At 40.7% G+C, this 16,212-nt stretch carries 13 protein-coding genes and 1 pseudogene; 12 read left to right on the forward strand and 2 right to left on the reverse strand.

From position 1 onward, the window contains the following. Nucleotides 1-8: 8 nt before the first annotated feature. From AC3OH0_RS02395 to wecB, 10 genes are all read left to right on the forward strand, one after another. Entirely contained in the window at nt 9-695 is a 687-nt protein-coding gene (locus AC3OH0_RS02395; protein ID WP_498344630.1) for a hypothetical protein, read from the forward strand. Then, entirely contained in the window at nt 692-1,861 is a 1,170-nt protein-coding gene (locus AC3OH0_RS02400; protein WP_498344631.1) for a glycosyltransferase family 4 protein, read from the forward strand. The genes AC3OH0_RS02395 and AC3OH0_RS02400 overlap by 4 nt, the downstream gene beginning before the upstream one ends. Before the next feature lies 1 nt (nt 1,862). Continuing rightward, complete coding sequence (locus AC3OH0_RS02405; protein ID WP_498344632.1) at nt 1,863-3,146, forward strand: glycosyltransferase family 4 protein; 1,284 nt, start codon at nt 1,863-1,865, stop codon at nt 3,144-3,146. A 126-nt stretch (nt 3,147-3,272) separates the two neighbouring features. Then, entirely contained in the window at nt 3,273-5,018 is a 1,746-nt protein-coding gene (locus AC3OH0_RS02410; protein WP_498344633.1) for an asparagine synthase-related protein, read from the forward strand. Between the two features lie 160 nt (nt 5,019-5,178). Further along, nucleotides 5,179-6,393 carry a mandelate racemase/muconate lactonizing enzyme family protein gene (locus tag AC3OH0_RS02415; RefSeq protein WP_498344634.1) on the forward strand — a complete coding sequence of 405 codons (1,215 nt, stop codon included), beginning with the start codon at nt 5,179-5,181 and terminating at the stop codon, nt 6,391-6,393. Nucleotides 6,394-6,427: 34 nt separating this feature from the next. Then, nucleotides 6,428-7,027 (forward strand): alcohol dehydrogenase catalytic domain-containing protein, encoded by a 600-nt coding sequence (locus AC3OH0_RS02420; protein ID WP_498344635.1) that lies wholly within the window; start codon nt 6,428-6,430, stop codon nt 7,025-7,027. A 32-nt stretch (nt 7,028-7,059) separates the two neighbouring features. Continuing rightward, entirely contained in the window at nt 7,060-8,634 is a 1,575-nt protein-coding gene (locus tag AC3OH0_RS02425; protein ID WP_498344636.1) for a Gfo/Idh/MocA family oxidoreductase, read from the forward strand. Between the two features lie 562 nt (nt 8,635-9,196). Further along, entirely contained in the window at nt 9,197-10,501 is a 1,305-nt protein-coding gene (locus AC3OH0_RS02430; RefSeq protein ID WP_498344637.1) for a nucleotide sugar dehydrogenase, read from the forward strand. After that, a complete protein-coding gene (locus AC3OH0_RS02435; RefSeq protein ID WP_498344638.1) occupies nt 10,491-10,814 on the forward strand; it encodes a TIGR04076 family protein in 324 nt (107 codons plus the stop codon). Before AC3OH0_RS02430 ends, AC3OH0_RS02435 begins: the two co-directional genes overlap by 11 nt. Continuing rightward, on the forward strand, nt 10,811-11,905 hold the full coding sequence (wecB, locus tag AC3OH0_RS02440) for a non-hydrolyzing UDP-N-acetylglucosamine 2-epimerase (RefSeq protein WP_498344639.1): 1,095 nt from the start codon (nt 10,811-10,813) through the stop codon (nt 11,903-11,905). The genes AC3OH0_RS02435 and wecB overlap by 4 nt, the downstream gene beginning before the upstream one ends. Nucleotides 11,906-12,234: 329 nt before the next feature. Here the strand turns inward: wecB and AC3OH0_RS02445 are convergent, their stop codons facing one another. Continuing rightward, a complete protein-coding gene (locus tag AC3OH0_RS02445; RefSeq protein ID WP_498344640.1) occupies nt 12,235-12,492 on the reverse strand; it encodes a hypothetical protein in 258 nt (85 codons plus the stop codon). A gap of 214 nt (nt 12,493-12,706) precedes the next feature. Beyond that, nucleotides 12,707-13,411 (reverse strand): DUF973 family protein, encoded by a 705-nt coding sequence (locus tag AC3OH0_RS02450; protein WP_498344641.1) that lies wholly within the window; start codon nt 13,409-13,411, stop codon nt 12,707-12,709. Between the two features lie 498 nt (nt 13,412-13,909). Between AC3OH0_RS02450 and AC3OH0_RS02455 the strand changes: the two genes are divergently transcribed. Together AC3OH0_RS02455 and AC3OH0_RS02460 are read left to right on the forward strand one after the other, a co-directional pair. Continuing rightward, nucleotides 13,910-15,598: a tetratricopeptide repeat protein gene (locus tag AC3OH0_RS02455; protein ID WP_498344642.1), complete on the forward strand. Its 1,689-nt coding sequence runs from the start codon at nt 13,910-13,912 to the stop codon at nt 15,596-15,598. Nucleotides 15,599-15,952: 354 nt separating this feature from the next. After that, nucleotides 15,953-16,204: pseudogene (locus AC3OH0_RS02460) on the forward strand (dihydrodipicolinate synthase family protein); the annotation flags it as partial. Between the last annotated feature and the right edge of the window lie 8 nt (nt 16,205-16,212).

Consider the following 16,212-nt stretch of genomic DNA (forward strand, 5'->3'; position numbering starts at 1 on the left):
TGAAGACAATGATCATAGTTTTCATAGGCACCGTGGCCGCTGGGAAATCTACCCACAAGAAGCTTTTGGGGCAGTATTTTAAAAGTAGAGGTGTGAGATTTAGAACTCTAAATATAGCTGCTCTTGGAGGTTTAAGCAAGATAATTCAACTTTTAAGTAAAAAGTGGTTGATACAACTTGAACGAAATAGTTCATGGGTTGCGTTTAAAGTAAGGATGATGCTACTGGCGGACATAATTTGGATAAGTGCCTTTAACTTGCCATTACTTTTTATAATGGACAAGATTCTAAGATGCACCTTGATAATTGAGGATTATTTTATAACGAGTATCATGGACTATTTATATGTTACCTCAAAATGGTATCGTGCTAAATATCGTTCTAACAAGTTGTGTTATAGTAGGAGCATGATAACTCGCATATCAATCTCTTTAAGTATAAGAATGCTTAGAATATTTCCAATTCGACTACTTATATTTATGGATGCCAAGGATAACGAGCTAGAGAAACGTCAAAAGGCTAGAGGAACTTTTGAAGTTCCAGACTACGTTAAATTTAGGAGAGCGGTGTTGTCAAAGCTTTTAAGTATTGTCGATAGTGGACTTATATTGAGAATTGATACGTCAAATCGCTCCATTACGGATGTCCATCTTGAAATAGTTAAAGCGCTCACTTCTTTAGGGATGTCTTTATGAGTCAATATACCAATGGCCATGCTGAGATTAAGGTTTTATTTCAGGGTATTGACTCTTTACATCATTATTATGTGATACTTCCGAAGTATATCGAAGCTTTAAATAAAGAAGTCAAAATAGAAGTGTTTGCACCTGCCTTATTGGAAATTCCAAAAGAGATTAACCTTGTTCTTAAGAGATACGGCAAGCTTCCAAGCTTAACATCTTTAGCACGATCTGCTTTACTATCACAAAAAGTTGAATTATTAGCAAAAATGATAGCAAAAATAGAAGCATCAAAATACCACCTGGTACACCTTAACGAACCATTCATCAATAGTACTAAGGTACTCATTTCTGACGCGTCAAAAACTCCTAAGATTCTCACATTTCATGATTCCAATATAATTAATTATCATGAAAAACAAATAACAGAACTTAAACATGTAGCAGGAAAAACTACCGCTGTTGTTGTGCCAAGCACTTGGCTCAAAAACCTCTTTTACGAGAAGGTTGGGCTTAAACCGCTAGTTATACCCCACTGTATCGACTTAGCTATATTTAATCCATTTATAAAAAGGAGTTGGGCTAGGAGTTATCTGGGAATAAGCAAAATTAAAAAAATCGTGTTGTGGAATGGAAGACTTGATCCCGATAAAGATCCTACCACTATGATTGATACTATAGAGTTAATAGCTAAAGAGGATAAAGAATTAGTATTCGTTTTGAAATATCGGATAAACTATTATGATCCGAATTACACTATGAAAATACTAAAGAGGCTTGAAAAACTAAAGGGGGTTCTTAAAGATAGATTAAAATTGATCAGAAATATACCCCTTCATAAACTGCCCATTCTATATAGGGCAGCTGACTTATATTTCACAACTTCTCCCCTAGAATCTTTCTCTCTAGCAACAGCGGAGGCTATGGCATGTGGTTTACCCGTGATTGTGCCTAAGTCTTCTGCACTTCCAGAAGTTGTAGGTGATGCTGGATTGTACTGTAGCGTAGGAGATTCCAGAGAGTTTGCAGAAAACATATTAAAAGTTTTGAGCGATGAGAAGTTATCTAAGTACTTGTCGTACAAAAGTTTAAACAGAATATTCCATAACTTTCACCCAGCCAAAATCTCTAAACGGTATGTGGACTTATATAAGACGGTATTAGGTTGTAGGGGATATTAGGATGCCGCAGTTAGAGATAGTCTTCATATTTTACCCGTGGGAAACAATCGGCGGTGCTATTACTAGAACTGTAAATCTAATAAAAGCGTTAAGTAAGCATTATAGAATCAACTTTTTAATTTTACCTCCAAGAAGATTGACGGTTTTAGCCTCATTGATGAAAATGCTTAGTGACTTGGAGAGAAAAAACCTCATTAAGGTATATATCATACCCACGAAGATCAGTAAATTGCGAGTCGAAGAATTCGATTTCAACATGTTTGCAAAAACACTAGTGAGCATTTATAAATTTTTACCTAAGCGCTCCCAAAAACCGAAATATCGCTTTGTCCTTTATTCACGTCATCCTCTTTATTTAATGTTCGCGTCTAGTCTTGCTGGAAAACCGCTTGGTATTCCATCAATAACGGAAATTCATCATCATATTTATGCTGGATATCGAAACGCGGTTCTCCGTTTCTTGTTAAAAATATTAGAGTGGTTAACATTGAATATTTCAACTCTTATTGTTGTCAACTCAGAAGTCTTTTATAATGAACTACGTAATGGAGCATTGAAGTTACATCCGGAAAAATTAGTGCTTATTAGAAATTGCATAAATTTAGAAGAACTAACATATTTAACCAAAAAAGAAACGAATTTAGGTCTAACTGAAAAATTTGATGGCGATCTTATCGGTTTTGTGGGGAGTTTAAAGCCGGAGGAAGATATTATAACGCTTCTTAAAGCCTTTAAAACAGTTCAACAAAGTAGAAGTAACACCTATCTAGTAATTATAGGCGGTGGGAGAGCTGTAGAACTCTACAAACAAATGGTTAAGATATTAGGATTAGAAGAGCGCGTTATTTTCTTAGGTGAAAAAAGTCATGAAGAAGCGATAAAGATTATGAAAAAGCTAAAAATCTTCATCGCTTTAAGAGGGCGGAATCCCAGAACCGAGATGGCTGCCCCATTAAAGATTGTTGAAGCCCTTGCACTTGGCATCCCTGTTATTGCAACAGACCTTCCATCAATCAGGGAAGTTGTTCAGGATGCGGCAATTTTAGTTCCTCCCGGCGATTATAAGGCTGTAGCTGAAGCCATATTAAACCTCCTTAATGAGCCTGCACTGAGACAGGCACTCGTAGAGAAAGGAATTAGACGGATCGTGAATTTAAATTGCGAAAATGCGATACTTCCATTACTGCAAGCTTTAGGCGTTATAGCAAACGCAAGTCAGAAAGAAACCGAACTAATAAAAGAAGATCCCAGCATGCAGATACACAAGACTACTACATTTTGTTAGCGAGGGGATCAGCCCTCTCGACAGTCCTCCCATAATAGAGAGAAAGTGCTAAAATATTTATTGAACCAGAATAGTTTTAGGATCTCATCCATGTAAAGTGAACATTAGAGGATAACCATGTTATGTTTGAACAATTTTGTAATCGTAGGAGTCAGTAATGAAACGCTCTCAGAGATAGCTAAACAGATCACTTCGTCTACAAGCCTAAAAGTTAAGGAGGTGATCTACCCTTCGATTAAAATACTTCTAGGATTTCAAGACGCGGAATGTATGCGAAGCAATGAAGACTATACCATCTTCTTTAATGGCGTCTTCCTTGGTGAAACGCCAACCTCTTTATTTAGCTCAATTATTAACAACTTCGAGGATTTCGTTAGAGATTATCAGCATCAAGGAGTTCTTGCTCTTATTAATGCTAGAGAAGAAGTTATCAAAGTAGTGGGAGATCCCGCGTCTACCAGAACAATCTTCTACTTAACGACTCCAAAGATGTTCATAATATCCACTGACATGGAGTTGCTAAAATCTATTGCAAAGATTTTAGATATTCAGCTTGAAGCAGATATTTTAGCCATTTATGAGATCATATTATTGGGAAGTATAGTTTCCAGGAGGACTATGTACAAGAAAGTTGAGAGGTTGCTTCCCGGCGAATACATTGTTGTGAAGCCCGCTGAAAACAGCACCTTAGAATTCGCGGTAAAACGTTATTGGGACGTCTCCTCGACAATTACAGAGTATAAAGAAGATAAGGGTGCTATAATTTCTCTCGTAAAGACGATGAACGTACAATTAAAACAGTTTTGTGAAGAGACCGATGGATCAGAGGTCGTGATACCTATTTCAGGAGGAATAGATTCAACTCTTTTATTACTTCTCGCTACAAAAGCTGAAAAGTGCTCACATATTCATGCTGTACATGTAAACCTAGGAGTCTATCAAGAGCTACTATTCTCCAGACTCGTCGCAACTATCTTTAAAGTACCCTACACATACTCTGTCTTATCCAATACATTACTAAATAATACTTATATCCAAATGCTCAGCAGGTTGTTGAGAATTATAGGATATCCCAGAGAGGGTGATGCTTCACTACCATATTTGATCCTGGCACAACATATTAAAGGTGTTCGCTTTTCTTTGGGAGGAGACGACTCCGATTCCATCTTTGGGGGATACGATTATTACAAGTATTTCGGTGCTCAGCTGATAATGGAGGAGAAAATTGGAAAACTCGTAAAATTATTAAGAATACTTAGGAAGTACAACTATAATCGAGAAAAGCTAGCTTCGATTATTTGCAAAATAATTCGTCAAGCTATTTTCCGTTATCATCCATTGAGATACTTTTATTTTAAGCTATACTTACGCAAAATCTTAACGCCCAAAGGTAAAAGATTGGGTAAAAAAATCGCACAATATCTTGCCGAAGTGAGTAGAGAGCTGTATGAAGGACCTCCACAAAGATATTACCACCATATTTTGGCAAAAATACCGACGTATAAGACATCGCACCTCGTTCACACCCGTGTTAAAGCCGACGAATATCACGAGATTATTGTGTATCTACCCTTCGCCACGAGGAAGATATTGGAAATAATTATGAAGATCCCCGCTGAATACTTCTTTTTCCCGATAGGGTCTAGAAGTTTAGCAAGACTACTTCTCAAATATTTTGGAGTGCCTCCAGCCATATATCTTCAGCTAAAAAGTGGGTTCAGTCTAACAGAACAAGCTCTCAAAGATTCTAGGATTCTACAACATATAATTGAGCGTGTAAAGAATTGTTGGGTTTCGGAATACATTAATGTCAACAAGCTGACCCCACTTCAAATTCATAGCATTTACAACGTATGTGAATTGACTTCGTAGAAAAACTATTGTCTCCACCTTGTTGATTCAATTGATAAATTACATATAGAACAATATAGCCATGAGCACCCAATGATTACCTTAACATAACTACTTGCACTTGTTTATTTTCATTGATGCCCTTCATTATCTAACAGAAGTATCTCTAGGGTGTCTCTACATGTTGAGTGAAAAAGCCCTGGTATTGGATATGGTTGTGGAAGATGTCTATACTACGATTCTCCATTTTCCAGTATCTCACTACATATCAGGTTGGAACCTGGTTAACAGAACTTGGCATATCTTGGTATTTGTCAAAACTGAGGATGGAACTATAGGAATCGGTGAAGGCACTCCCTATTGGAGTAGTGTGTACGAGGACTATAGAGAGACTCTTCGGCTTTCTAAGATGATAAATAAGCAACCTTTAGATAAAGCACTTACCCTCCTGAAAACTGATGAATCTGAAAAATTTAGGGGAAATGGCAGAGTTAATTATGGGGCTTTCCTCGCCTTAGAAAGCGCTTTACTGGACGCCTCCTCTAAAATCTCTAGAAAGGCTATAGCTGATCTCCTTGGTGGAGTTTATAGAGTGGAAATACCTATCGCTGGAACAGTTTTCCTTAAGCATTCATCGAAAATGGCTGAGGAAATAGAAAACTATATAAGAAAAGGTGTGAGGCACGTCAAGTTCAAAATACCACCAAGTCTAACTGAGTTGGAAGTAGTCCTCAGAAACATTAAGGATGTAATACAGCGGATCGGTGTAGATGTGGTTCTACGAGCTGATGCAAATGAATGCTTCAAGAATTTTGATAAAGCATATCGGGCACTAAAGCTCATGGAAAATTATAATATAAGCATAGTTGAGCAACCAATGCCTAGATATAACCTTAGAGAGATGAGTAAGCTTAGAAAGGCATTCTCGCCCACAGTTAAAATTATGATTGATGAGAGTTTGAAGAAACCTGACGACATAGAAGTTCTCTCAAGTCTTGAAGCCGCTGATGTTATCAACTTCCATCCATCGAAACTTGGTTGTCTTGCAATTACACGTGAGACTATGCTAGCAGCAAAGAAGCAAGGCTTCGAAGTGCAAATAGGATCAGCACTTATGACCGAGATAGGGTTAACGCATTACCTTAACCTGGCCGCTTCACTACCTAGTCTCGATCATCCCTTGGAAGAAATAGGGTTAATAAACCTGTACGGATACTCTGTTATTTGTAACTCAGAAAAGCACCTTATAAAGAACGGCAAGATACAGCTATTATACAATACACAAAGTTTGCAAATTAATATTGATAACATAAAAAGACATCAATTAAGCAAGAACCATTATCTTTTACAGTTGTTGCTGTCGGAACTCAAATACGTCACAAACATTATTAAATAAAATTTTTCTTATTCTGGAAAGTGGGATTTGATAAATGAAACAACTCTTAATTAAGGGTGGACGCGTAACTGTCGACGAGTTTCCAGAACCAGTGGCAGGGTTAAGTGAGGTTCTTGTAGCAAATGCCTTCTCTGCTGTTAGCGTTGGAACTGAGAGAGCAGTAATACTGGAGGCGAGGAAAGGAAAAATCCAAAGAATATTAGAGATTCTTAGAGATGAGGAGCTTCGACGTAAAGCTCTTCAACATATTAAATCGCATGGTTTATTCAAAAGCTACCAAGTATGGAATCAGATCACCGCCTCTTCCACTACAAGTATTCCCCTTGGATATTCCTCGGCCGGAATAGTTATACAAGTAGGCAGCAACGTTGTGGATTTGAACGTTGGAGACGCTGTTGCTTGTGCCGGTGTTGGGTATGCAAATCACGCGGAACTTGTTGCGGTGCCTAGGAACTTAGTGGCAAAAGTTCCTGAAGGTGTAGATCTTCTGGAAGCGTCTTTCACCACCGTTGGAAGCATAGCGCTACACTCTTTGAGACTAGCTAACGCTCAACCAGGAGAGTACGTGGCTATAATCGGCGTGGGATTGATTGGTTTAATAGCTGTCCAGCTTGCCAAAATGTTTTCAATCTAAATGTTATAGCTATTGATGTAAATGAAAAGAAGTTGGAACTAGCCCAAAAACTCGGCGCCGATAAAGTTATAATGTTACAATCCGATAATAAAGCGGAAATAGCATATCGCGTTCAAAAGTTCACGAACAATAATGGAATAGATGTAGCCATAGTAACGGCTGCAACAAAGAGCAGTGTTCCAGTAAACCTGGCTCTTGAGATTTTGAGAAGTAGAGGAAAAGTTGTCGTTGTCGGAGATGTGGGAATGAAAGCCAACCGAGATCTAATGTACAGAAAAGAAGCGTCCATTATAGTATCGAGAAGCTACGGACCGGGACGCTATGATCCGGTATACGAAGTTAAGGGTATAGATTACCCAATAGATTACGTCAGATGGACACTAAACAGAAACATGCAATTCTTCCTAGAACTATTGAAAAATGGAAAAGTTCAGATGAAGCCTTTAATCTCTAAAGTGGTCAGCCTCAACGAAGCACCACAAGTCTATGAAGAAATCGTTAAGGGCAAAGCCAACTATATGGGAATTGTAATATCCTACGAATACCAGAAATATCTAAATGGACAACTAAGAAACAAAATATACCTAGCACAAGTAAGAACTCCGGAAGAAGCCGTCTCTACCCCCCGTAGAGTAAGTGGCAAGGTAAGGCTTGGAATAATAGGGGCTGGCAATTTTGTGACCAACGTTATATTGCCTATTCTTCTAAAGGATCTATCAAGCCTATATGAAGTAGTAGCTATTTCAACAAAACATCCAAATACATGCAAAGATATCGCTACGAAGGCCGAAGCAAAGTATTGTACAACAAACTACAAAGAGATTTTGGAGGATAAAAATGTAGATGCTGTGCTAATAGCAACTCCCCACAATACACATGCAAGAATTGTTATAGATGCATTAAAAGCTGGAAAAGCCGTCTTCGTGGAAAAGCCTATAGCAATAAATGAGAAAGAGCCAGACGAGATATTTGAAGTGTATAAATATAATCCTTTACCGATAACAGTTGACTTTAACAGGCGATTTTCACCTTTTATGTATTTGTTAAAAGACTCAATTACAAGCGATACACCCATTTATGGAATATATAGGGTAAATGCTGGGTTCATACCTCTAAATCATTGGATTCAAGACCCTGAAATCGGTGGTGGGAGAATAGTTGGGGAAGTATGCCACTTTGTAGACTTCTTCAACGCTCTGTTAAGGATACCTGCTGAAGAAGTCGTCGTTAGCGCCATCCCCGTCGATAACAGAGCAGTGATCGCTAGGGACAATATTTCTACAACCATTAAATGGCGTAATGGTTCATTAACAACTATACATTACGCAAGCATCGGCTCCCCCCTATTGCCTAAAGAATACGTAGAACTTTATACCGAAGGGAAAACAATCATAATTGAAAACTTCACGAAAATGAGTATTTTCGAGAAAAACGACGTTCGGACAATTAAACTTCCAAAGCAAGACAAAGGGCATAAAAACCACCTTATCGAGTTCGCAAAATTGATCAAAGGCGAAAAATCTGATATTCCTCCCTTTGAAGAATACCTCTACAGCATGAAATTGACGTTCGAAATTGAAAAGCGACTAAGAAGAACGCAACTATAATGTCTCATCTCAAAGATTGATTACAGGCAAATTTGGACTAAGAAATCCACATTAGCTTTAAGCTCGAAAAGCTATAAGCTAGTTACCTGAATGGACAAGATAATAGTCAAACTTGAAACACTCGCAAGGTATCTATGTTAAGCATTACAAATACAAGAAGTCGCATATTGTATTTTATATATCATATAATTCTAGTAAGTGTTAAGCTATGTACATAATAAAGAGTTAAAATCAATAGATACTGAATTATTGACGTTATGATTTACGTTTATTCCGATAAACAAAATAATGAGGGTCCACATTCCTAACATATTTTCATCCCTGCTGGAAGAACAAGGGAGGCCTGAAAAGTGAATGCGTTTATATAAAAACTATGTTACTAGCAACATCGTGATAAATGTTATGGTCCAGTATTTAATTCTAGCTGAAGCAAGATTAAACAGAAGTGTAATAAAATATCAAAGTAATCCCACCAGGAGAGCCATCTATAAACAGAATCAAAAAATTTTTACTATATTACGTTGATCATATAGTGTAATAGTAGAATTGTGTGGTGTAGTATATGAGCAACGATAGTTACAACAATATTACAGTCATTGGTTTGGGATATGTTGGTCTTCCTACTGCTATTGTTTTTGCTTCTAGGGGATTGAGGGTTGTTGGTGTTGATGTTGATGTTGACAAGGTCAAAGCTGTAAATGAGGGTAAGTGCTACATTAGGGAGCCTGGACTCCCAGAGCTACTCAGGGATGTTGTTTCCAGGGGTTTGCTCCGTGCTACTACTGATGGAGCATCTGCTGTCAGGGGGAGCGATGCTGTTGTAATTGCTGTTCCAACTCCTGTGAAAGGTGACGATGTTGATCTTAGCTACCTTATGTCTGCCCTAAAAGTTGTCAGAGACAATATTCATGAAGGGTTGCTTGTCGTTATAGAGTCTACTATTCCCCCTGGGACTACCGTCAATATTGTTAAGCCGTTTCTCGAGGAGTCTGGGTATAGAGTGGAGGAGGATTTCTACCTGGCACACGTACCGGAGAGGATTGCCCCGGGTAAGGCTATTGAGGAGCTTACAAGGGCTTCACGAGTTGTCGGTGGTGTTGGCCCTAGATCCACGGAGAAGGCTTTAGAGATCTATGGAAGGGTTAACTCTAATTTATTGGCTACGGATGCTACTACAGCCGAGTTCGTCAAGGTGATTGAGAACACCTTTAGAGATCTAAACATTGCTTATGCTAATCTCCTCGCGTTAATAGCTGAGAAAATAGGCGTTGATGTCTTCGAGGCTGTGAGACTCGCGAACACTCATCCAAGAGTGAAAATACATTTACCTGGAGCAGGCGTTGGAGGTCCTTGCTTAACTAAGGATCCCTACATGCTCGTTAAAACCGGGGAGAACGTGTTCGGGGTAGACCTGATTAAACTGGCCAGGAGCATTAACGACTACATGCCTAAACACGTTGTAGAACTTGTTGAAAAGACCTTGGAAAGCATTGGCAAGAGCGTTAAGAACAACAAGATAGCTATATTGGGAACTGCTTACAAGGCAGACGTAGACGATCCAAGGGAGAGCCCTGCTAAGACGATTATAAAAGAGTTGTTATCCCTTGGAGCAAAGGTTGTTGCTTACGATCCCTACTGTCCCGAAACCTTTGGCGCGGAGAGAGCTGAGAGCTTGGAGGAGGCTCTTAGAGACGCTGATGCTGTAGTTATTGCTACAGATCACACGGTGTTCAGAAATCTCGACCTGGACGCTGTGAAAAGACTTATGAAAGACAAACCCGTAATAATTGACGGTAGAGGGATTATAGACTATCGGAAGGCCAGAGAACATGGGTTCTTATACTGCGGTGTAGGAGTTGGAAGATAGCTCTACACGTAAATGGTACCGTGTTGTAATCGAGGTCAAAGAGGTCAGGGGTTACTGCCCAGTCTATAAAGTTGGAGATAGAATAGTTGTTGAAAAATTCTACGTAGACACTGCAAGATCCAGCAACATCTGCATGCACGCACTAGTATCTATGGCGACACTCCTCTCAGCTTTTATGAAGGGTTACTCGGCTAAATTACTTGGAATCGGAGATAGAGATGACATTGGCTATGTTCAATGCCCGGATCCTGGACCCCCCTATACCAGGGGCGGCACAGTCATCTTCGAGCTTAAGAGGGAGGTTGTAGAATGAGCGTAGCCGTTGTTGTAGGAACCAGGCCTGAAATCATAAAAATGGCCCCGGTTATCAAGGAGCTGGAAAAACGCGGAGTAGAATACCTGTTTGTACACACGGGTCAACACTACGATTATGAAATGAGCACAGTATTCATAGAGGAGCTCGGGCTTCCAAAACCCCATATAGGTTTTGAGTTGGGAAATTCTAATCCAGCAGCCCAAATAGGCGAAATGATGGTTAAGCTCGAGAACGCTATTAGATCCAGGGGGAGGCCCCCCAAGATCGTTCTTATCCAGGGAGATACCAACTCCATGCTAGCTACTGGTTTAACCGCTCTAAAAATGGGTATTCAACTAGGCCATGTCGAAGCAGGCCTTAGAAGCTACGACTGGAGGATGCCGGAGGAGCATAATAGAAGGATGATAGACCACGTATCCAACTACCTATTCGCACCCACGGAAATAGCTAGGAGAAATCTCATACAGGAGAATGTTTGGGGAGAAATACATGTAACCGGAAACACTGTTATCGACGCTGTCGACATGTACTTCGATCGAGTTGAGAATGCTGAGCAGAAAGTATTGGAGAATGTTCCCTTCGACGAATATGCCCTAGTAACCTTCCACCGGGCTGAAAACGTAGACAATGTAGACACGTTAAGAAACTTCGTCAGGATCCTTCAGAGATCTCCCATACCTATAGTATTCCCCATACACCCCAGAACCAGGAAAAGACTAGAGGAGCACGGACTCCTGGGTGCGGTCGAGGAATTAAAGCACATCAAGCTCATGCAACCCCTAGGCTACTTCGAATTCCTTGCACTCATGAGGAGATGTAGAGTAGTGTTAACTGATTCTGGGGGACTACAGGAAGAGGCCACACATCCAAGAATAAGGAAGTTCGTCCTAGTACTTAGAGAGTCGACAGAGAGGCCTGAAGCTGTTCTAGCAGGCTTTGCCAGAGTCGTAAGTGTAAACCCGGTAGTTGTCCTAGCCGAGTTAGAGAAAGTTTTAAGCGAGGAAGTGAAACTACCAGACAAATCACCCTTTGGTAACGGCCAAGCAACTAAAAGAATCGTAGACGTGATCCTAAATAAACTCGCCTAAACCACCCATTCACTACCCCGCTATTACGAATTATCCAGCCGTCGTGGCCGCGGGACGCATACTTTAGGGTTGAACAGGCTTCATATGAATTGTAGGCGTTAATGAAAACCGCTGATTCATACGTTTTTGTTTTAATTTAGTGGTGGCGTTTTCAGCAGGGTTGTATGCTGTGGCCCAGGGTATTGATTAGTGTTGAATTACAACTCATCCGGGGTTGTGCAAATGGGTCTAGGGTTTGGGAATGCTGGTGTTTATGGGTGTGTTTTTCTAGGCGAGTATGTGTTTTAGTTTCTCCGGGTTTATGAGTGGGAGTATTGAATCTCTGGCTTCTACTCCTGTGTTTTGGCTGGTTCGGCAAGGAGTTTCCGGTATATTGTTTGCTTGATCTCTTTTGTAATGGGTGAGAGGTTGTCTGCGTAGTCTACTGGTAGTGGTATTCCTGTTTCGCCACTGACTCGTATCAGGTTTGAGACTAGGTTGTCCTTGCTCAGTGAGTTGTTGGTTGCGTGCTCGGTCTTGACTGTTACCGGGTATGTTGTGACTGGGGCTCTGTTGTAGGATTGCTTAACCGTGGAGCCTCTTGGCACGTTTTTCACTACGGATTCATACTATCTAAGTCTGGCCTCCAGCTAATCCTCCGACATCCCGGGCCTTTCCCGGAGTCTTCTCAACTCCTTGTAGATCTTGGGGTGGGAGCTGGCTGTTACGTGGTTGGAGGGCTCTAGGGTCAAGCTTATAACTGTTTTATTGCTGAAGCCTTTTGCTTACGCGTTGTTCTCGAAGACTGTTGCCTTGTGTGTTCTAATGGTTGGTGTAGTGTTTAACCGGATGAGGGGGGCTTTGTCTTCTGCGGGAAGGGTGTTGAAAAGGTGTGTGGTTTACGGGTTGGGATTGGGCAAGGGAGGGTTGTGCTTGCTTTTTCGTTAATGCTGTCTTGGTTGCTTTATACAGTAGTATCCACCCTATAACGCTCACTACTGCTGCTACGGGGAGTATGATGCCTAGTGCTGTCCCCGCGAGTATTAGTTTAGCAGAGGTTTTGAAACCGCTCACACCTGTGAACTCTTCAAGCTTGAACAAGCCTAATGCTAAACCTATCTCCCCGATAAGCCTCAGTATATCCGCAACCGTTAGCAAACCACTCATTAAAGGCAACATGATGCTGATGAATAATAGTGCTGAGAAAACACCATACCCTACCTGAACCAGGGTAGTAGGCGTGGAGAAATCCTCGAGACTGTACTCCTTGAAGCGTGTGAAAGGCGGTATTAAGTAGCCGAATATTGTTAAAACATAGACTACTGCAACAATAATCTCCACCACAATTATGAATCCAAGAGTAGCTAGAACAGGAATCCCACCGGGAGCTACCGTGTTCTGAGTCAAAACCAGTAGCGATAAACCACCGAGCGCGGCAAGGATTAAAACACCCGCAGCCCTAACCACCAGCATTAAAACAGCACCAATCCTCAGCTTCTCCAAGCCCTCGGTAAATCTATCACTCATCTGGTCCGACTCGTGGGTCTCGCCACTTGAAGGAAGAACCTCCGACGTCGAACCCCTAACACAATATACTCCACGCGACAATATATTTGCTTTACAACCAGGGATCAGGCAATACCATGCTTTCCAAAAACACGTTGAAGCCAAACCCTCCCAGGCAACCACCTGCTCTCCCGCATACACTGCCGCGGTGAGATAGAGTTTCCACAAGGGAATCTATATACTTGGCATTACTTAACGTATATAGGGCTGTGCATGAGTGCTGCGCCCGCTAGGTTTCACGGAGTTATAGTCCCTCTTATAACACCGTTCAAAGAGGATTTCTCAATAGATGTTTGCACTAGGCCAGTGAATTAAAGAAAGGATAATGATGAGTGAACGGATACTCCAGTTTAAACGGACATAGCAACGTACGCACCGCCGTATTTTAAACCTTCACGACCCATAGTGTGTAGGAGGTGGTGAGAAGCGGGCCCCGTAGAACAGTCTTACATTAAGGGAATGGAGTCGCTAGTAGGGCATCTAGAATACTTTCTCATGAATGTCTTCCAGGAAGACTTTATTAAAAAGGAATATGCGAAGCTTATTAGCTATACTCCGAAAAGTAGGCCCGAGGAATTACACTATTTAACTGTGCCAAATATTCATAGAGTCGCTGAGTGGTATAGGCTGTTAAAAATTATCAAAGAACGTGAATACTCTTTCGATCTCAACTTCTCAAGCGATATAGAGGAGTTCATGAAATTGTTGCTGTTTACGATCTCCTTCAACATATTGCTACAACAGCACGTGGTTTCACTAAACAGTAAGGAGATCATGGGGGCATTAAAAGATAGAGATAGGTTTGAATCATTAATGTACGAAGTCATAATAGCCTCCAACTACTCCTCCCGCGGCTTTAATGTTAAATTCCCGGAACTCTACGGAGGTAGAACCGATATTCATGCCGAAAAAGGTGGGGTGGAAGTTCATGCCGAGTGTAAAAAGCTTAGGAGAAATGCACGGTATGAAGATATCGCCAAAAAGGTAGGCTCTTGGCTTCATCAAGAAAAACTAAGCATCTTGTTAGACATTACTTTGCAGAAAACCCCTCGTAGCACCGATGATGTTGAGAGAGTCGTAGAATTAATAAAGAAAGCGGCTAATGATAGAAAACCATTAGAAAGTGGTGAAGTAAGGGTCTTTCTTCAAAAACTCCCTGAACTTGTAGAAGGGCCTTTCCAAATAATTATCCAAAATCCCGAAGATGTAGAATTCGTCCTTGGCATATCATACGCTGGAATCTTTACTGATGGTCTGCAGGTTAAAGAACCTAAAATGATTATTTTGAGGAATCCTAACAAGTATATTGAAGTTAGTAAACAATTACGCAACGTGTTAGAGAATGCTCATGAGCAACTTAAAACGGCCGGTAGCGGATATAAAGTTATTTACGTGGATGTTTCCGAGGTAGCCGGAAAACCTGTACTTCAATTACCTGAGATTATTAGATTAAATACAGGACCGGAATTACTGTTTGGAAAACTCGAGGAATTTGTCAGGAGTTGGCTTGAAGAGCATAAAGGTGTTGATGGTGTTCTATTAACCCAACCAAAACTCTATATGGATCCGCTGGGAATTCCTTATGCCATATCTGTTGAAAACAAAACCATAACATCTTATACTGCACCTGGTTGGACCGTGATGATGGAGGCTGTTCCATTTCCTAAAAACGCGCAACCAGAAATTCTAGTCAATTTAGGAGTGGACTTCGCCAATAGAGGCATTTATAGACTAGCAGAGCTTTATTACAGAAAGGCAATAGAGCTAAAACCGGATCTAAAAGAGGCCTACAATAATTTGGGAAAGCTACTGATTAATTTGGGGAGAATCCAGGAAGCCATGAAATACTTAGACAAAGCCTTAGAAATTGATCATAATTATGTTCCAGCTATAATAAATAAGGGAATAGCACTTACCAACACCGGAAGATATGAAGAAGCTTTAGAGTATTTCAATAAAGCTGTAGCTCTCAATCCTAGAGAAGAAAAAGCCTGGTATAATAAAGCCCTGATACATTACTTCCTAGGACGAATAGATGAAGCAAATAAATGTCTACTTAAGGCATTAGAAATAAACCCAAACTATGAGGAGGCATTGATACTTAAAAAACACATAGAACATTTGAACGAAGAGTACGCTAATAAGTAAGAAACCCCGAATTATTAGTATGCACCATGGATGATACACAGATGTAACAGAGGCCGTAACCACGCTATGAACCCTCTCTTAAAAACCGCAATGGAGAAGGCTTTCCTACTCCATAGATTACCAGAACGTTAGTTAGGCTTTTCCTCGCAGTATCAAGATATTACATTAGATGCAATAATCTAGGAGAGCCAGTGCAGGAGCTATCGACTCCAGAGGGCTTGAAGAATATTTAAATTGGCGACACAGATGATTACAGGGTTGCAGTACTGAGGACAGCCGTCCTACCTAAGACTACAAAGTTTCTAAACTGCCATGTCTACCCTATGGGACTAGACGAAGACTTACCCGCATCTACACAGGGCAGTGTACGATGCCTACGTTTCCGGGGACCTGGGGAGAGCCCTGGAGGCTTGGAGGAGGCTGCTAAGCCTTGTTAAAGTATACGACTACTCGACATCATACCCGACAGCGGTTAAAACACTGCTCAAACTGCTTAAAACACCTGTAAAACCCTATGTAAGGCCCCCGCTAACACCTGAGAAACCCGTGGTTGAGGAAAACATTAAAAGGATTGTGGAGGAACTAGGCATTCCACCGTTAAGCTAGCACTCCTA

The sequence above is a fragment of the Thermosphaera sp. genome, assembly GCF_059755995.1.

Excerpts from the sequence above, each read along its gene's own strand:
- AC3OH0_RS02395 (WP_498344630.1), top strand. The coding sequence starts at position 9 with ATGATCATAGTTTTCATAGGCACCGTGGCCGCTGGGAAATCTACCCAC.
- AC3OH0_RS02400 (WP_498344631.1), top strand. The coding sequence starts at position 692 with ATGAGTCAATATACCAATGGCCATGCTGAGATTAAGGTTTTATTTCAG.
- AC3OH0_RS02405 (WP_498344632.1), top strand. The coding sequence starts at position 1,863 with ATGCCGCAGTTAGAGATAGTCTTCATATTTTACCCGTGGGAAACAATC.
- AC3OH0_RS02415 (WP_498344634.1), top strand. The coding sequence starts at position 5,179 with ATGTTGAGTGAAAAAGCCCTGGTATTGGATATGGTTGTGGAAGATGTC.
- AC3OH0_RS02420 (WP_498344635.1), top strand. The coding sequence starts at position 6,428 with ATGAAACAACTCTTAATTAAGGGTGGACGCGTAACTGTCGACGAGTTT.
- AC3OH0_RS02430 (WP_498344637.1), top strand. The coding sequence starts at position 9,197 with ATGAGCAACGATAGTTACAACAATATTACAGTCATTGGTTTGGGATAT.
- wecB (WP_498344639.1), top strand. The coding sequence starts at position 10,811 with ATGAGCGTAGCCGTTGTTGTAGGAACCAGGCCTGAAATCATAAAAATG.
- AC3OH0_RS02450 (WP_498344641.1), bottom strand. The coding sequence starts at position 13,411 with ATGAGTGATAGATTTACCGAGGGCTTGGAGAAGCTGAGGATTGGTGCT.
- AC3OH0_RS02455 (WP_498344642.1), top strand. The coding sequence starts at position 13,910 with ATGGAGTCGCTAGTAGGGCATCTAGAATACTTTCTCATGAATGTCTTC.